Here is a 15,489-nt window from a genome sequence, read left to right on the forward strand (position 1 = left end):
AATGTTTGACACGCTCACTGTAAAGACATCCGGACACCATGTCAAGTCTTCTTTACACGAGCTTGGGTGTCGGCTACCTGGTCCGCCATGTGCGAATCGCGCCGCGCGATTCGTGCAGGCACGATTCGCAGATCGCGGCCCAACTGGGGAAAGGGTGCGCGGGCGGCATCCAGGGCGCACCCGAGAGAATGGGGGCATGGCGGAGTTCTGGGCGGCAGTCGTCGCGTTCTACGAGGGGCCGTTCGGCGTGCCGGCGCGCATCCTCACGATCGTCGTCGTCGCCTCGCTCGTGCGGCTCGTGCTGCAGATCGCCATCCGCCGCACCGTGAACCGCGTGATCAGCGGCGTGAAGAAGAAACAGAACGTCGAAGACACTGCGGCGCTGCAGGCATCCCCGGTCGCCGCCATGCGCATCGTGCAGCGCACCCGCGCGTTCGGCGGGGTGCTCTCAAGCACGGTGACGACGATCGTCGTGCTCGTGTCACTCGTGCTCATCGTCTCGGCCATCGACCCGAACGCCACCGGAGCGTTCTCGCTCATTACGGCGGCCCTCGGCGCAGGCCTCGGCTTCGGCGCCCAGAACGTCGTGCGCGACGTGCTCAACGGGCTCTTCATCGTCGCCGAAGACCAGCTTGGGGTCGGGGATGTCGTCGACCTCGGGCAGGCGACCGGCGTCGTCGAGGCGGTCGGCATCCGCGTCACCACCGTGCGCGACGTGAACGGCACCCTGTGGTACGTGCGCAACGGCGAGATCCTGCGGGTCGGCAACATGTCGCAGGGCTGGGCGCGCGTCATCCTCGACCTCGCGCTCCCCTACGACGCCGACGTCGAGACGGTCAAGGAGCGGATGCTGCAGACCGGTATCGAGATGCGCGGCGACGGCAAGTGGAAGCGCCTCATGATGGAGCAACCCGAGATCTGGGGCATCGAGTCGATCTCGGCCGACGCGATCGTGCTTCGGCTCGTGGTGAAGACGCGCACCGGCGCGAAAGACGAGGTCGCGCGCGAGCTGCGGGCTCGGGTCAAGCGCACCCTCGACAGCCTCGGCATCCGGGTTCCGGCCGTCGCAGCTACGGCCACCGGCGCAGGAGCGGGGGGAGGCACCGAAGAAACCCCCGTCATCCCGGGTGTCATCAAGCAGCAGGCGGCGCCGCGACCGCCCACCACCGGAGGCAAGAAGTGAACAACCTGATGCTGCGCGACGGCCCCGGCGGCGAACCCGTCGGCGCCAACTTCTGGCGCGAGGTCGGCGGGCGCGCGACGTTCGAGAAACTCGTGCGCGCCTTCTACGAGGGCGTGCAGACCGACGAGGTGCTCTGGCCGATGTACCCGGAGGGCGACCTCGAGGGGGCGATCCAGCGCCTCACCGGGTTCCTCGAGCAGTACTGGGGCGGCCCCGGCACCTACAGCGAGCAGCGCGGGCATCCGCGGCTGCGCATCCGCCACAACCCGTTCAAGGTCAATCCCGACGCCCGCGACCGGTGGCTGAAGCACATGCGCGTTGCGGTCGATTCGCTCGACCTCTCGCCGCTGCACGAGAACATGCTCTGGGACTACCTCGAACGCGCCGCCCACGCGATGGTCAACACGTTCGACGAATAGTCGACGTTCATTCGTCAGGATGAACCCCGACGCTCGAAGGGCGGCTAGCCTCAGAAGTCAGGGAAAGGGGCCGCATGACTGCGCACGCCGACGTGATCGTTATCGGAGCCGGACTGGCGGGGCTCGTCGCCACGGCAGAACTCGTCGAGGCCGGCAAGCGGGTGATCGTGCTCGAACAGGAGCCCGAATCGTGCCTCGGGGGGCAGGCCTGGTGGTCGTTCGGCGGGCTCTTCCTCGTCGACTCGCCCGAGCAGCGCCGCTTGGGCATCAAGGACTCCCACGAGCTTGCCCGGCAGGACTGGTTCGCGAGCGCCGAGTTCGACCGCGACGACGAGGATGCCTGGGGGCGCCAGTGGGCGGAGGCCTACCTCGCGTTCGCCGCTGGCGAGAAGCGGCAGTGGCTCGCCTCGAAGGGCGTGAAGTTCTTCCCCGTCGTCGGCTGGGCGGAGCGCGGCGGGTACACCGCGACCGGCCACGGCAACTCGGTGCCCCGGTTCCACATCACCTGGGGCACCGGGCCCGGGCTCCTCGAACCGTTCATCAAGGCCGTGCGGCAGGGGGTCGAGAAGGGTCTCGTCGACCTGCGCTTCCGGCACCGGGTGGATGCCCTCACCGTCACCAAAGGCGCGGTCACCGGAGCGAGCGGCAGCATCCTCGCCCCGTCGGATGCGGCCCGCGGTGAGGCGTCGAGCCGCGACACCGTCGGCGAGTTCACCCTCGAAGCCTCCGCCGTGCTCGTCGCCTCCGGCGGTATCGGCGGCAACCACGAGTTGGTGCGCAAGTGGTGGCCCGAGTGGCTCGGCACCGCGCCCACGACGATGCTCAGCGGGGTGCCCGCCCACGTCGACGGGCGAATGCTCGGCATCTCGGAAGAGGCGGGCGCGACGCTCGTGAACCGCGACCGCATGTGGCACTACCTCGAAGGCATCCAAAACCACACGCCGGTGTGGGCCGACCACGGCATCCGCATCCTGCCCGGGCCGTCGAGCCTGTGGTTCGATGCCCTCGGTCGCCGCCTGCCCGTTCCACTGTTCCCCGGATTCGACACGCTCGGCACCCTCGAACACCTGCGCACGACCGGGCACGACCACTCCTGGTTCGTGCTCACGCAAAGCGTCATCGAGAAGGAGTTCGCCCTCTCCGGCAGCGAGCAGAACCCCGACCTCACCGGCAAGAGCGTGCGCGAACTGATCCGGCAGCGACTGGGCAAGGGCGCGACGGATGCCGTCGAGGCGTTCAAAGAGAAGGGTGCCGACTTCGTCGTCGCCGACAGCCTCGACGAACTGTTCGCCGGCATGAAGCAGCTGTCGCCTGACGTCGAGATCGACTTCCAGGAGATGAAGTACGAGATCGAGGCCCGCGACCGCGAGATCGACAACACCTTCACCAAGGATGCCCAGATCACCGCCCTGCGCGGCGCCCGCAACTACCGGGGCGACAAACTCATCCGCGTCGCCAAGCCGCACAAGTTCCTCGACCCGGCGCACCACCCGCTTATCGCGGTGAAGCTGCACGTGCTCACCCGCAAGAGCCTGGGCGGCATCCAGACCGACCTGTCATCGCGCGCCCTCGGTTCCGACGGGTCACCGATCCCCGGCCTTTACGCGGTGGGCGAGGTCGCCGGTTTCGGCGGCGGCGGCGTGCACGGCTACCGCTCCCTGGAGGGCACCTTCCTCGGAGGCTGCCTCTTCACGGGTCGCTCCGCGGGTCGGGCTATCGCCGACAGCCTCTGACCCACTCGGTGGTCGAGTAGGCGGCGCAGCCGCCGTGTCGAGACTACGCGGCTACTCGACCACCGAATCGGGCTAGCGCAGAAGGTTCCAGGCGCGGCGTTTGACGAGCACGTGGCCGCGCTGCGTGCTGAGCCGCGTCCACGGTCCGCTCTCGTAGACCCGGACGGGGTCGTCGCCGAGGAAGCCGAGGGCGAAGGCGGCGAAGGCGGCGCCGGAGGGGATGTGTTCCGCGCCGGCGATGGGGCGGCCCCAGACTTCACCGCGAACGCGACGCACGATCTGCTCACCGACGCCGTCCGGAACAGCTGCCGCGACATCCCGGATGCCGGCGCGCGCCGACCCCTCGAGGAGCGTCGGTAACACTTCGCCGATCTGCTGCCAGCCGCCGCGGGGAGGTGAGATGGCGGCCCAGGTGGCCGTGTTGACCTCCATCGGCAGGCCCACCGTCGTGGCGCCTTCGCCCTGAGCGCGCTCGATGCGTTGGATGAGGGAGCGCACCGGCACGACGACGTCGAAGCCGGTGGGCTGCGTGAGCGCGAACGTGCGGAGGCCGAGAACCGTCGCGCTCTCGTCGAGCAGACCCGCGGGAGCGAACACCGAACAGTAGGCAGCGAGAACCCCGGAGCCCGCGATGAGTCGCACGGAACCCTCCTCGACCCGCGCGGCGCGCGAGAGGTAGACCTGGAGATCATCGAGGGAGGGAGCATCGGCCAGAGTGAAGGAGCTCATGCGCCTTCTAAACTACAACCCGTGAGCGATCCCCTGGCAGGCTTTCTGGCCGCCCTCGATCTGACCGACACCGGAGCACGCACCAGGGAAGACATCTTCACCGGTCCGAGCCAATGGATGCCGGGCGGGCGGGTGTTCGGCGGGCAGGTGCTCGCGCAGGCTCTCGTCGCCGCCACTCGCACCGTTCCGGAGGATCGCCGGGTGCATTCGATGCACGGCTACTTCCTGCGCCCGGGCGATGTCGAGCAGCCGATCACGTTCTCGGTCGACCGCATCCACGACGGCCGGTCCTTCGCGACCCGCCGCACCCAGTGCTACCAGAACGGCGAGCCGATCCTGTCGATGATCGCGTCGTTCCAGGATGCCGACCCGGGGCTCGAGCACTCCGTCACGATGCCCGACGGGGTCCCCGACCCCGAGTCGCTGCCGAGCACGGCCGACGTGCTGGGCGGCTCCGATCACCCGGTCGCGAAGTTCTGGTCGACCGGGCGCGCGTTCGACATCCGGCACGTTCAGCATCCCGTGTACTTCCCCGGTGACGCCGAGCGCACGCCGCGGCAGGCGGTGTGGATGAAGGCGATCGGCCGCCTCCCCGACGACGTGAACCTGCACCGGGCGGCGCTGGCCTACGCGAGCGACTATTCGATTCTCGAGCCGATCATGCGCGCGCACGGCGTCGCCTGGGGCACGCCCGGGCTCAAGGCCGCGAGCCTCGACCACGCGATGTGGTGGCATCGCGACGGTCGGGTCGACGAGTGGCTGCTCTACGAGCAGGAGTCACCGGTCGCCCTCGGCGGTCGCGGCCTGTCGTTCGGCCGTATCTTCTCGCGCGACGGAGTGTTGCTCGCGACAGTCGCCCAGGAGGGCATGGTCCGCGTTCCGGTCGCTTAGCCGCGGGTTACCGACCGGTCGGCCTGCACCGTCTTGATCACGCTGTCGGCGGTCGCCCACCCGCCGATCGCGACGAGCGCGATCGATGCGATGGTCGCACCCGGGCTTCCAGCGGCGACGAATTCCGCCCAGCCGAGCCGGTCGAGGTAGGCCTCGTTGAGGGCGGCACCGGTCGCGACCAGCCAGACCATCGGGCCGATCGTCGCGATCGTGAGCACCGCGTTGACCGCGACGAGCGGCCAGGTCCACCGTCCGACGCGGTAGAGCACCACGGCGAAGGTACCGGTCAGCACGGCGAGGGCGATCAGGTAGGGCAGCCAGAACGACCACAGCGCGGGGTTGATCACGGGAATCGGCGATCCGTCGGCCTCCTCGAAGTTCGACGAGATCTGCTGCCAGACCAGCGCGACTGGCACCAACAGCGCGACGACGAGCGAAGCGATCAGCTCGCTGCGGCCACCGGTGGTTCCGGTCGCGACGGCGGGAAGGTCGTCGGGGTCGAACGGCGAGTTGTCCTTCAGCCCCGACTTCTTGGCGACCCCCATGCGCTCGACGAGCGCGAAGACGAGGGTCACCCAGAAGCCGAGGTGCACCCCCACGCTGATGACGATGCCGACGGTGCCGCCGATGAGTTCCCCGGGTGCGGCGCCGGTGAGCGCGTTGATCACGAACAGGGTGATGGCGACGATCGGGATGACGGTGACCGCCAGCAACTTCAGCAGCCGAACGTAGTCGACGTACAGGTCGGGGCCGATCAGCGCGAGCGGGCGCCCGGCATACCCGGCAGCGAGACGCATCGGCTCCCCGAGTTCGGTCAGCACGGCCTTCTCGGCGGCATCCGGGGTCGCCCCGGCGGCAACCCGGGCGTCGACGTCATCCGCGATGCTGGCGCGCAACTCGCGATCGATGTCGGTGCGCTTGCTCTCGGGCAGCGACTTGAGCACCGCCCAGACGTAGCGGTCGGTGAGGGTGTCGGCCGTCGGGCGGCCGACGGGGCGGCGGGTGGTGCTCATGGGGTCTCCTTCCGGGAGATTCGGTCGATCGAGGTCTGGAGGTTGTTCCAGTCGGCGAGGAGGACGCCGGCGAGCGAGTCGCCGGCGGGGCTCGTGCGGTAGAACTTGCGCGGCCGCGACTCGTCGGTGTTCCACTCGCTCACCAGTAGCCCCTGGGATTCGAGGCGGCGCAACAGCGGGTAGAGCGTGTTGCCTTCGACGGGGATGCCGGCCGCCGCGAGTTGCTCGAGTAGCGCATACCCGTACTGCGGGGTGCGCAGCATCAGCAGGCAGGCGAGCACCGCGGTGCCGCGGCGCAGCTCCTGGAGTTGCGCATTGTCATTCTCACTCACGATTCACACTTTACTGTGTGTCACACACTATCGTCAATCGCCAATATCGTTGGTTGAGTAGCATGCCGCGCAGCGGGATGCGTGTCGAAACCAGACAGGACGAACGTGGGTTTCGATACACCCGGTCTCGACACGCCCGCTTCGCGGGCTACTCGACCACCGAGGAGGGGAAGCGCCTAGGAACGCTTGGCGAACGCGACCGGGGTGTCGATGTGGGATGCCCACGCCTCCCGCTCGCGGTCGGTGATGCGCCGCGGGCGACCGGATGCGGCATCCACCAGCACGATCGTCGTCGCGGCCTTCGCGAACACGACGTGCGGGTCGGCCCCGTCGGGCGAGCACACCTCGTAGCAGACGTCGAGGCTCGCGCCGCCGAGGCGGCCGATCCAGAGCTGCACGTCGAGCGGCTCCCGCAGGTACGGGATCGGCGCGAGGTACTCGACCTCTTGCCGGGCGACGAGGGTGATGGTGTCGGCATCCCGGGTGTCGGCGATGGGTGCCTCGGCGTCGTTCACGCCCTCGACCCGCAGGTCGCCGGCGCCCCAGAACACCGAGATGCGCGACTCTTCGAGCAGCGTCAGCATGGCGGCGTTGTTGACGTGGCCGTAGGCGTCGAGATCGTTCCAGCGCAGCCGGATCGGAACGTGGATGCGCGACACGATCAATCCCGCGTGAGGCGGCGGTGGGTGGCGCGGTGCGGGGCGGCGGCTTCGGGGCCGAGCCGGGCGATCTTGTTCTCTTCGTATGACTCGAAGTTGCCCTCGAACCAGTACCAGTTGGCCGGGTCGTCATCGGTGCCCTCGTAGGAGAGGATGTGCGTCGCGATCCGGTCGAGGAACCACCGGTCGTGGGTGATGACCACCGCGCAACCGGGGAACTCGAGCAGCGCGTTCTCGAGGCTCGAGAGGGTCTCGATGTCGAGGTCGTTGGTGGGCTCGTCGAGCAGCAGCAGGTTGCCGCCCTCTTTGAGCGTCAGTGCGAGGTTGAGGCGGTTGCGTTCACCACCGGAGAGCACCCCGGCCTTCTTCTGCTGGTCGGGCCCCTTGAAGCCGAACTTCGAGACGTAGGCGCGCGACGGCACCTCGGTCTTGCCGATGACGATGATGTCGAGCCCGTCGGAGACGACCTCCCACAGCGTCTTGTTCGGGTCGATGTTGGAGCGGGTCTGGTCGACGTAGCTGATCTTGACGGTCTCGCCGATCTTCAGCTCTCCCCCGTCGATGGGTTCGAGCCCGACGATCGACTTGAACAGCGTCGTCTTGCCGACGCCGTTCGGGCCGATGACGCCGACGATGCCGTTCGGCGGCAGCGTGAACGACAGCCCGTCGATGAGCACGCGCTCGCCGAAACCCTTCTTCAGTTTCTTGGCTTCGATGACGATCTGACCGAGCCGCGGCCCCGGCGGGATCTGGATCTCGTCGAAGTCGAGTTTGCGCGTGCGGTCGGCCTCCGCCGCCATCTCCTCATAGCGGGCGAGACGGGCCTTCGACTTGGTCTGGCGACCCTTCGCGCTACTACGCACCCACTCCAGCTCGTCCTTGAGCCGCTTGGCGAGCTTCTGATCCTTCTTGCCCTGGATGTCGAGACGCTCGGCCTTCTTCTCCAGGTAGGTCGAGTAGTTGCCCTCGTAGCCGATGAGCCGGCCGCGGTCGACTTCGGCGATCCACTCGGCGACGTTGTCGAGAAAATACCGGTCGTGGGTGATGGCGATGACAGCGCCGGGATACGACTTGAGGTGCTGCTCCAGCCAGAGCACGCTCTCGGCATCCAGGTGGTTGGTGGGCTCGTCGAGCAGCAACAGGTCGGGCTTGCTCAACAGCAGCTTGGTGAGCGCGACGCGGCGCTTCTCACCACCCGACAGCGGACCGATCGCGGCGTCCCCCGGCGGGGTGCGCAGGGCATCCATCGCCTGCTCGAGCTGGGAGTCGAGGTCCCACGCGTCGGCTGCGTCGATCTCTTCCTGCAGATGCCCCATCTCGGCGAGCAACGTGTCGAAGTCGGCATCCGGCTCGGCCATCGCGAGCGAGATCTCGTTGAACCGCGCGAGCTTGGCCATGATCGGGCCGACGCCCTCTTGCACGTTCTCGAGTACCGTCTTGGACTCGTCGAGCACCGGCTCCTGCATGAGGATGCCGACGCTGAAGCCGGGCGTGAGCTGCGCCTCGCCATTGCTCGGGGTGTCGAGGCCCGCCATGATCTTCAGGATCGTCGACTTTCCGGCGCCGTTGGGGCCAACCATGCCGATCTTCGCGCCCGGCAAGAACGCCATCGTGACGTCGTCCAGGATGAGCTTCTCGCCGACCGCTTTGCGGGCGCGCACCATCGAGTAGATGTATTCGGCCATACCCTCCAGCTTAGGAGGGGCTGCGTGCGCAACCGGACGGGCGGTGGCGCTACCAGTCGATGGGGCGGGTGGAGCCGACGAGGCAGCGGCCTGTACTCAGCAGCACGCCGGTCGTGGAGGCGTAGCCGATGTTGCCGTACTGGCCGATGAGGCAAGTGCCGTTGATACGGATGGCGAACTGGATGTTGTCGGCGGCGAGGTCGATCGACGTTCGGTCGGGGGTGACTTCCATGTCTGACTTCGGGTAGCCGGCGTTGACGAGGTTGTCGATGAACGCACGACCGTCGAGCGCTCCCCCTGCGGCGATCAGCTCAGTGTTGACGAGGTCGAAGAACGCGAGGTTGTCGTCGGCGGAACCCTCGAGGTCGATTCCGGGCCCGGTCGGCGGTGCTGCCGTGGCACTGCCGCTGGGCGTCGGGGTCGGGGTCGGCGTGGGCGCTTCGACGCACCCGGTGAGTACGAGCGCTAGCACCGCGAACCCGATGACACCTGCGCGCACCGGCCTGCTCGGCATTCCCACTCCCCGTCCTGACCCGTCGGCTGCCGAGGGTCGTCACGATTGTACGGTGCAGCGGGAACGGTAGCCTCGACCTGAGAGACCGGGAGGGTCGAATGGCAGTCGACGTGCGTGGCTACAGCTACTTCATCGAGCGCCGCAACGACAAGCAGTGGGTGGCGACGGTCACCGAGTATCCCGAACTGAGTGGCGTCTCGAAGTTCCACAACCGGGCGCTCAACCGGCTCTACGCCGCCGTCGAGGCCGAAGTCATTCGGCGCTACCGGGCGGGCGAGCACATCCCGCCCGCACCGAAGAAGCAACCGAACCTGCTGAAGACGCTCGGCCTCAACTGACGCATCGTCGCCGACCGACTCAGAACGGCACCGGCAGCTCGCTCGGGTGCTTCGCCCGCTGCTCGGCGAGTTCATCGACCGAGAGTTCCGGCACCTCCGGCCCTTCGGGGATCTCTTCCGCCGCGGCCGCACTCTCGGGGGTGTCAGGCGTCGCGGTGGACGCCGGGGTGCGGGTGAAGACCGAGGTGCCGAACGTGAGGTCGTGGCCGAGGCTGTCGGCATCCACCTCCACGTTGATGCCCGACTTCTCGTCGGTCGCCCACTCGCGCACTCGCAGCCGACCGGTGACGATCACGCGCTGACCCTTGAGGATCGAGCCGATCGCGTTCGCCGCGAGCGACCGGAAGGCAGTGACGGTGTACCAGTTGGTGTCGGCATCGACCCAAGATTGCTGAGTCTTGTCGAACTTGCGCTGCGTCGACGCGAGGCGGAACGAGGTGATCTCCAACTTCTCGCTCGTGACGATGTGCTTGGGCGGGGTGGCGACGATTCCCGTGAGGGTGATGGTGTCTGACATCCGAGTTCTCCTTCTTCGATAGGTGGGCTCGGATGCCGGCGCCCGCTCGTGCCGTGGAAGGGGCGACCGGCATCCGATCGCTCCACCCTCGCGAACCCGCGCGGACGCGACGACGCCCGGCACGCGATCTGCGGAACGCGGCCGGGCGTCGGCGGTTGGGAAGGACAGTCCGGGCAGCTGCACACTTCTTCTGCGTAGCCTGCGCTGTTCCTGCTATGAAACGCAGACGGTTGTCCAGAGTGACAGCATGGATTAGTTTGGGGATAGTGCCAGTTTGCACTTCCCCCAAAGGAACACAATGCGAACCAGAGAAGCCCTTCAGAAGATCCTCGATGGAGCCACCGCTCACTCGCTCGAAACGGGCCAACTTGACTTCAAACGACCGACCGACTCCCGAAACGATACGGCCCTCGACATCGCTGACGCCGCCGTCTGCTTCGCCAATGCCCAGGGCGGGACTATCGTGCTTGGCGTCGCCGACAAGACCTCGGGGGCTCCAGCGTTCGTCGGGACTGAACTCGAGCCGTCGTGGTTGCGACAGCGCATCTACGAGGTAACAGTCCCCGCGCTCGATGCCGTTGTTCGCGAGATCCGGTTTGCGGGAGCCCGACTGCTCGAAGTGGTGGTCCAGGAAGGACTGGATGTCTACCAGTCTCGAGGAAGGGTCCCCACCCGACGCTTTGAGACGTCATGTCTCCAAATGACTACTTCCGATGTGAGCCGCCTCCACGAGGAGCGGCGTGGGTCCGACTGGAGCGCCGTGGACAGCGGTCGGCCCATCTCGGAGGTCGATCCTGGGGCGGAGCTGCTTCTACGCTCGCTGGTTCGAACCGGTCCCGGCGGGGTTCAACGAGACGTCAACGCGATCTCCACCAACGACCTACTGGCGTCGCTATCTCTCTCACTTGAGAACGGGAACCTCAACCGAGCTGGTGAAATCATGCTCTGTGCGCCGCGTGGCGGCGAGGAACTACTCGTGTATCAGTTCCGTGAGACGGCGGGTGGTGAAGTCCGGGCGGGACGACGCTGGACCACCCCCCTCCTCCAGGCGTTCGTCGAGGCGAGGGCCATGATCGAGGCACGCATTGACTCGACGCCCGTAAACCTTCCGTCCGGCCAGCAGATACAGATCCAGGACTATCCGCAGGTCGCCATCCGTGAGGCGCTCGCCAATGCGCTTATGCACGGCGATCATCGCGAACGGCGCCCGGTCTACATTGAGCACTCACCGGAGCTGCTAACCGTGCGATCCCCCGGGCCGCTCGTGTCAGGCATCTCGCCGTCGAACATCCTCACTCACCCACCCAAGGCACGATTCCCCGCCCTGGCTGAGGCCATGCGCGCCTGCGGGCTGGCAGAAAAGTGGGGTCAGGGGGTTGACCGGATGTATCGCGAGATGATTCGTAGCGGCCGGGCCGCACCGACGGTTGAGGTGATCGAGGGTAAAGAGCCAGAAACGTCCGTGCGGTTCATGGGTGGGCCCCCGAACGCGCGGATCGCCAAATTCATCTCAACCTTGCCTGAGGCAGAGCAGGAGGATACGGACGCGCTGTTGGTGGTGGCGACCCTTTCTAGCAGGCGAACGATTAGCGCTGAGCAGCTGTCATCGATCGTGCAGCGAGATGTTGATGCCGCGCAGGCAGTCCTTAGCCGGCTAGCTCAAGGAGTGGCGGAATTGATCGAGCCCACACCCCGTTCGCTCGGACGACGCCATCCTGATTACCGGCTCAGAGCAGCAGCGATCGCCGCACTCGGTCCTGCGCTCTCGTATCAGTCACGCCCAAAGGCGGATAGCGACCGCAAGGTATACGCACATGTCCGTGAGTACGGGTCTATCAACAACGCCGCAATCCAGAGGATGTTCGATGTCGACGTGTACGCCGCTCGCGACTTGCTCCGGGACCTTGTTGGCAGGGAAGTCTTGGTGAGAATCTCGGAGCAGGCGCGGGGGCCTGCAGTCAAGTACGGTGCAGGTCCCAAATTCCCATCAAGGAAGAGCGAGAGTCGTCTCGCCGTGGCTCCTACTGACGTGCCACTCCTGAGGCTTGACGAATTGGATTTCGGACCAATCGAGCGCGACGAACAGTGAGGTCCTGGGGCACTTCTCCCTTCAGAATCGCGCGGAGCGACGCCGCACGACTACCTGGCTTCGCCCGCGCCATCATCGACGTGTAGGGCCGGACGCCGCGGCATCGATCTCGGGGTGCTCTCGAGCCGAAGAGTGGGGCAGACCAGGTCAACGAGTCAGCGTGGTGTAGATGAGAAAGCCGATGAATCCGGCCATCATCGACCCGATGACTGTGACCGACCGGGTGACTATCTTGCCGACCTGGCGAACTTTCTCGACTTCGCCACCGTGCTCGTTCGTTGGCGGACCTTCTGATGTACGCATTCGGGAACCTCAAACTGGTTGCCCAGATCCGCATTCAGCGGACACATCGGATCATGTACGAGGCTGGCCACCTTTCTCTCCATCGACGCGCAGACACGACGACGCCCGGCACGCGTTCTGCGGAACGCGGCCGGGCGTCGGCGGTTGGGAAGGACGGCATCCTCACCGTCCGCTGGGATGTCTCAGACGGGTCAGTGCTCGCGGTACTCCGGCCAGTCGGAACCGGCAGGCAGCGTCGCGTGCAGGGCGCTCTTCGCGACCTCGAGCGTCGGATACTCGCGCTCTTCCGTGCCGTCGAGCATGCGCAACAGGAATCCGCTGTCGGTGCGGTGGATGGAGCCGAGGGCTCCGGCGGGGCCGAAAGCCACCCAGCGCTGACCCGTCATCGTGGTGTTCTCTGACATACCCCGACCGTAGCTCTGGGCATCACCTCTGGGAAGGGGTTGCCCAGCGAGCACTCAGGATGCCAGCACGTACTCCGCATACGACTTGCGGATCTTGTTGACCTTCGGCAGCGCGACGGCGAGGCAGTAGCCCTGGTTGGGGTTCTTCGCGAAGAAGTCCTGGTGGTACTCCTCGGCGTCGTACCACTCACCGAGCGGCTCGATGGTGGTGACGATCCCACCGTCGCCGACCCCGGCATCCCAGTACTCGGCGGCCCGGTCGCGCGCGGCCTCGAACTCGGCCTTCTGAGGCTCGTCGGCGTAGAACATCGCCGACCGGTACTGCGTGCCGATGTCGTTGCCCTGCCGGTTGAGCTGGCGCGGGTCGTGCAGGGTGAAGAACACGTCGAGAATGACGGATGCGGGAATCACGGTCTCATCGAAGACGACCTTGACCGCCTCGGCGTGACCGGTCGTGCCGGTGCAGACCGCCTCGTACGACGGGTGGGCGGTGGAACCGCCGGTGTAGCCCGAGACGACGTCGCTCACGCCCTTGAGGGTGCGGTAGACCGCGTCGAGACACCAGAAGCAACCGCCGGCGACTACGAAAGTACGCATGAGAGGGACCCTACTTTCTGCGGAGTGGAAGCCGCACCTGATGCAACCGACGGGATGCCGGGAAAGTTCCTAGGCTGAGCGGGTGTCTGCCACCATTCAGCCCTACTCCACCATCCAGCAATACTGGGCCGCCCCCGACCGCTACGAGCACATGACGTATGCGAGGTGCGGCAACAGCGGACTCAAGCTGCCCGAGATCTCGCTCGGCCTCTGGAACAACTTCGGCGACGACAAGCCACTCGCCACCCAGCGCGCGATCCTGCGCCGCGCCTTCGACCTCGGGGTCAACCACTTCGACATCGCCAACAACTACGGCCCGCCGGCCGGAAGTGCCGAGACCAACTTCGGCCGCATCTTCGCCGAGGACTTCCGGCCGCATCGCGACGAGCTGCTGATCTCGTCGAAGGCCGGCTACCACCAGTTCGATGGCCCGTACGGCGAGTGGGGGTCGCGCAAATACCTGCTCGGCTCTCTCGACGCGTCGCTGAAGCGCACCGGGCTCGACTACTTCGACATCTTCTACTCGCACCGCCCCGACCCCGACACCCCGGTCGAAGAGACAATGGGCGCCCTCGCCCACGCCGTGCGCAGCGGCAAGGCGCTGTACGCGGGGATCTCGAACTACTCCCCCGAGCAGACCCGGGCGGCGGCCGCAGCGCTCACGGCGGAGGGCGTGCCGCTGCTCATCCACCAGCCGCGCTACAACATGTTCGACCGGCACATCGAAAACGGGCTGCTTCCCGTGCTGGATGAGGTCGGTGCGGGCAGCATCGTGTTCTCGCCCCTCGCCCAAGGGATGCTGACCGACCGCTACCTGGACGGCATCCCGGCCGACTCGCGCGCCGCCGAAGGCCGCTGGATCAGCGCCTCGAGCATCTCGGAGAAGTACCTCGAGCACGCCCGGGCGCTCAACGAGATCGCGAAGGGCCGCGGGCAGACCCTCGCGCAGCTCGCGCTCACCTGGGTGCTGCGGCATCCGCAGGTGACGAGCGCGCTCATCGGGGCGTCGAGCGTCGCGCAGCTCGAGTCGAGCCTCGGCGCCCTCACAGCGACGCCCCTGACGGCCGACGAGCTCGCGGCGATCGAGCCGCACGCCGTCGACGGCCTCACGCGCTGACGTCATTGGGCTACCTCTACGCGCTGCTCGGGGCTCTGTTCTTCGGAGCCAACGGCAGCCTCACCAAGCTGCTCGTCGAGGGCGGGCTGACGGCGACACAGCTCACGCTGTTCCGCACGCTCGGCACCGCCGCTCTCGCCGGCCTCGTGCTGCTCGTCACCGACCGTTCGGCGTTCCGGCTCTCGCCGCGGCTCATGCTCGTGATGGCGATCCTCGGCCTCGCGGGTGTCGCGGTGCTGCAGGCGAGCTACGCCGCCGCCCTCGGGCTGCTGCCCGTCGGCATCACCCTGCTGCTGGAGTACACGGCCGTTCTCATGGTCGCCCTCGTCGCGTTCCTGGTGTTCAAAGAGCGGGTGAAGGCGCGGCTCTGGGTGGCGATCGGGCTCGTGCTGCTCGGGCTGGTCGCCGTCGCACGGCCGTGGGATGCGCAGCTCGATCCGCTCGGCGTCATGTTCGCCTTCATCGCCGCGATCTCGCTCACGATCTACTTCGTCGTCGGCGAACGCCAGGTCGCCCGCACCTCGCCGCTCGCCGTCGCCTTCTGGACGACGCTCTTCGCCGGCACGTTCTGGGCCTTGTTCAGCGGCTGGTGGGAGTTGGATGCCTCCACGTTCACCGCACCCCTCGACCTCGGCGGGCAGTGGGGATCGTGGGTGCTGCCCCTCGGCATCCCGTTGATCGTGACGGTCGTCGCCGGGTCGTTCCTGCCGTTCCTGTTGTCGTTCTCGGCGCTCAAACACCTCACGGCGACGGCAGCCGGAATCGTCGCCTCGTCGGAGGTGGTCTTCGCTTTCGCGGTCGCGTGGGCGTGGCTCGGCGAAAGCCTCGACCTCTTCGGCATGGCGGGCGCCGCGGTGGTGCTCGCCGGCATCCTGCTGGCGCAGACGGCCCGCCAGAAGAAGGTCATCGTGGATGCCGAGCTCGTGTTGCCCGCCGAGCCGGGTGTCGGTGGTCGGTCGTAGTTTC

General features: G+C 67.0%; 18 protein-coding genes. 8 read left to right on the forward strand and 10 right to left on the reverse strand.

The genetic code is table 11. From position 1 onward, the window contains the following. Positions 1–196 precede the first annotated feature (196 nt). From WBL06_RS02725 to WBL06_RS02735, 3 genes are all read left to right on the forward strand, one after another. The gene (locus tag WBL06_RS02725) at positions 197–1,183 is read left to right on the forward strand and encodes a mechanosensitive ion channel family protein (protein WP_424454443.1); all 987 of its coding nucleotides are present in this window, start codon (positions 197–199) and stop codon (positions 1,181–1,183) included. Between the two features lie 8 nt (positions 1,184–1,191). Further along, entirely contained in the window at positions 1,192–1,602 is a 411-nt protein-coding gene (locus tag WBL06_RS02730; RefSeq protein WP_424454491.1) for a globin, read from the forward strand. Positions 1,603–1,676: 74 nt separating this feature from the next. After that, on the forward strand, positions 1,677–3,335 hold the full coding sequence (locus tag WBL06_RS02735; protein ID WP_424454444.1) for an FAD-binding dehydrogenase: 1,659 nt from the start codon (positions 1,677–1,679) through the stop codon (positions 3,333–3,335). 72 nt (positions 3,336–3,407) lie between these two features. On the opposite strand, the gene WBL06_RS02740 is transcribed toward WBL06_RS02735, so the two are convergent. Further along, positions 3,408–4,064, reverse strand: a complete 657-nt coding sequence (locus WBL06_RS02740; protein WP_424454445.1) for a hypothetical protein — start codon at positions 4,062–4,064, stop codon at positions 3,408–3,410. Positions 4,065–4,085: 21 nt separating this feature from the next. Here WBL06_RS02740 and WBL06_RS02745 point away from each other — a divergent pair, with 21 nt between their 5' ends. Next, complete coding sequence (locus WBL06_RS02745) at positions 4,086–4,955, forward strand: acyl-CoA thioesterase (RefSeq protein WP_424454446.1); 870 nt, start codon at positions 4,086–4,088, stop codon at positions 4,953–4,955. Here the strand turns inward: WBL06_RS02745 and WBL06_RS02750 are convergent. The 5 genes from WBL06_RS02750 to WBL06_RS02770 all read right to left on the reverse strand — a co-directional run bounded on the left by WBL06_RS02750 (position 4,952) and on the right by WBL06_RS02770 (position 9,158). After that, positions 4,952–5,968 carry a permease prefix domain 1-containing protein gene (locus WBL06_RS02750; RefSeq protein ID WP_424454447.1) on the reverse strand — a complete coding sequence of 339 codons (1,017 nt, stop codon included), beginning with the start codon at positions 5,966–5,968 and terminating at the stop codon, positions 4,952–4,954. The two genes, WBL06_RS02745 and WBL06_RS02750, sit on opposite strands and share 4 nt — an antisense overlap. Further along, complete coding sequence (locus WBL06_RS02755; protein WP_424454448.1) at positions 5,965–6,300, reverse strand: PadR family transcriptional regulator; 336 nt, start codon at positions 6,298–6,300, stop codon at positions 5,965–5,967. Before WBL06_RS02755 ends, WBL06_RS02750 begins: the two co-directional genes overlap by 4 nt. 176 nt (positions 6,301–6,476) lie before the next feature. Beyond that, entirely contained in the window at positions 6,477–6,959 is a 483-nt protein-coding gene (locus tag WBL06_RS02760) for an acyl-CoA thioesterase (protein ID WP_424454449.1), read from the reverse strand. 2 nt (positions 6,960–6,961) lie between these two features. Next, on the reverse strand, positions 6,962–8,644 hold the full coding sequence (gene ettA, locus WBL06_RS02765; protein ID WP_424454450.1) for an energy-dependent translational throttle protein EttA: 1,683 nt from the start codon (positions 8,642–8,644) through the stop codon (positions 6,962–6,964). A 49-nt stretch (positions 8,645–8,693) separates the two neighbouring features. Beyond that, positions 8,694–9,158: a DUF6993 domain-containing protein gene (locus WBL06_RS02770; protein ID WP_424454451.1), complete on the reverse strand. Its 465-nt coding sequence runs from the start codon at positions 9,156–9,158 to the stop codon at positions 8,694–8,696. A 98-nt stretch (positions 9,159–9,256) separates the two neighbouring features. Between WBL06_RS02770 and WBL06_RS02775 the strand changes: the two genes are divergently transcribed. Then, the gene (locus WBL06_RS02775; RefSeq protein ID WP_424454452.1) at positions 9,257–9,496 is read left to right on the forward strand and encodes a hypothetical protein; all 240 of its coding nucleotides are present in this window, start codon (positions 9,257–9,259) and stop codon (positions 9,494–9,496) included. Between the two features lie 19 nt (positions 9,497–9,515). Here the strand turns inward: WBL06_RS02775 and WBL06_RS02780 are convergent, their stop codons facing one another. Continuing rightward, a complete protein-coding gene (locus WBL06_RS02780; RefSeq protein ID WP_424454453.1) occupies positions 9,516–10,013 on the reverse strand; it encodes a single-stranded DNA-binding protein in 498 nt (165 codons plus the stop codon). Positions 10,014–10,311: 298 nt separating this feature from the next. On the opposite strand from WBL06_RS02780, the gene WBL06_RS02785 reads away from it, so the two are divergent. Next, positions 10,312–12,102, forward strand: a complete 1,791-nt coding sequence (locus tag WBL06_RS02785) for an RNA-binding domain-containing protein (protein WP_424454454.1) — start codon at positions 10,312–10,314, stop codon at positions 12,100–12,102. A 147-nt stretch (positions 12,103–12,249) separates the two neighbouring features. Here WBL06_RS02785 and WBL06_RS02790 read toward each other — a convergent pair whose 3' ends face one another. The 3 genes from WBL06_RS02790 to msrA all read right to left on the reverse strand — a co-directional run bounded on the left by WBL06_RS02790 (position 12,250) and on the right by msrA (position 13,406). Continuing rightward, on the reverse strand, positions 12,250–12,405 hold the full coding sequence (locus tag WBL06_RS02790) for a hypothetical protein (protein WP_424454455.1): 156 nt from the start codon (positions 12,403–12,405) through the stop codon (positions 12,250–12,252). Positions 12,406–12,596: 191 nt separating this feature from the next. Next, positions 12,597–12,809 carry a methyltransferase gene (locus WBL06_RS02795; protein ID WP_424454456.1) on the reverse strand — a complete coding sequence of 71 codons (213 nt, stop codon included), beginning with the start codon at positions 12,807–12,809 and terminating at the stop codon, positions 12,597–12,599. Positions 12,810–12,863: 54 nt separating this feature from the next. Beyond that, complete coding sequence (msrA, locus tag WBL06_RS02800) at positions 12,864–13,406, reverse strand: peptide-methionine (S)-S-oxide reductase MsrA (protein WP_424454457.1); 543 nt, start codon at positions 13,404–13,406, stop codon at positions 12,864–12,866. Between the two features lie 151 nt (positions 13,407–13,557). On the opposite strand from msrA, the gene WBL06_RS02805 reads away from it, so the two are divergent. Further along, positions 13,558–14,523, forward strand: a complete 966-nt coding sequence (locus tag WBL06_RS02805; RefSeq protein WP_424454492.1) for an aldo/keto reductase — start codon at positions 13,558–13,560, stop codon at positions 14,521–14,523. A gap of 5 nt (positions 14,524–14,528) precedes the next feature. Next, positions 14,529–15,485: a DMT family transporter gene (locus tag WBL06_RS02810; RefSeq protein WP_424454458.1), complete on the forward strand. Its 957-nt coding sequence runs from the start codon at positions 14,529–14,531 to the stop codon at positions 15,483–15,485. Positions 15,486–15,489: the final 4 nt, after the last annotated feature.

Source organism: Pseudolysinimonas sp. (assembly GCF_049651805.1).
GTDB lineage: Bacteria > Actinomycetota > Actinomycetes > Actinomycetales > Microbacteriaceae > Pseudolysinimonas_A.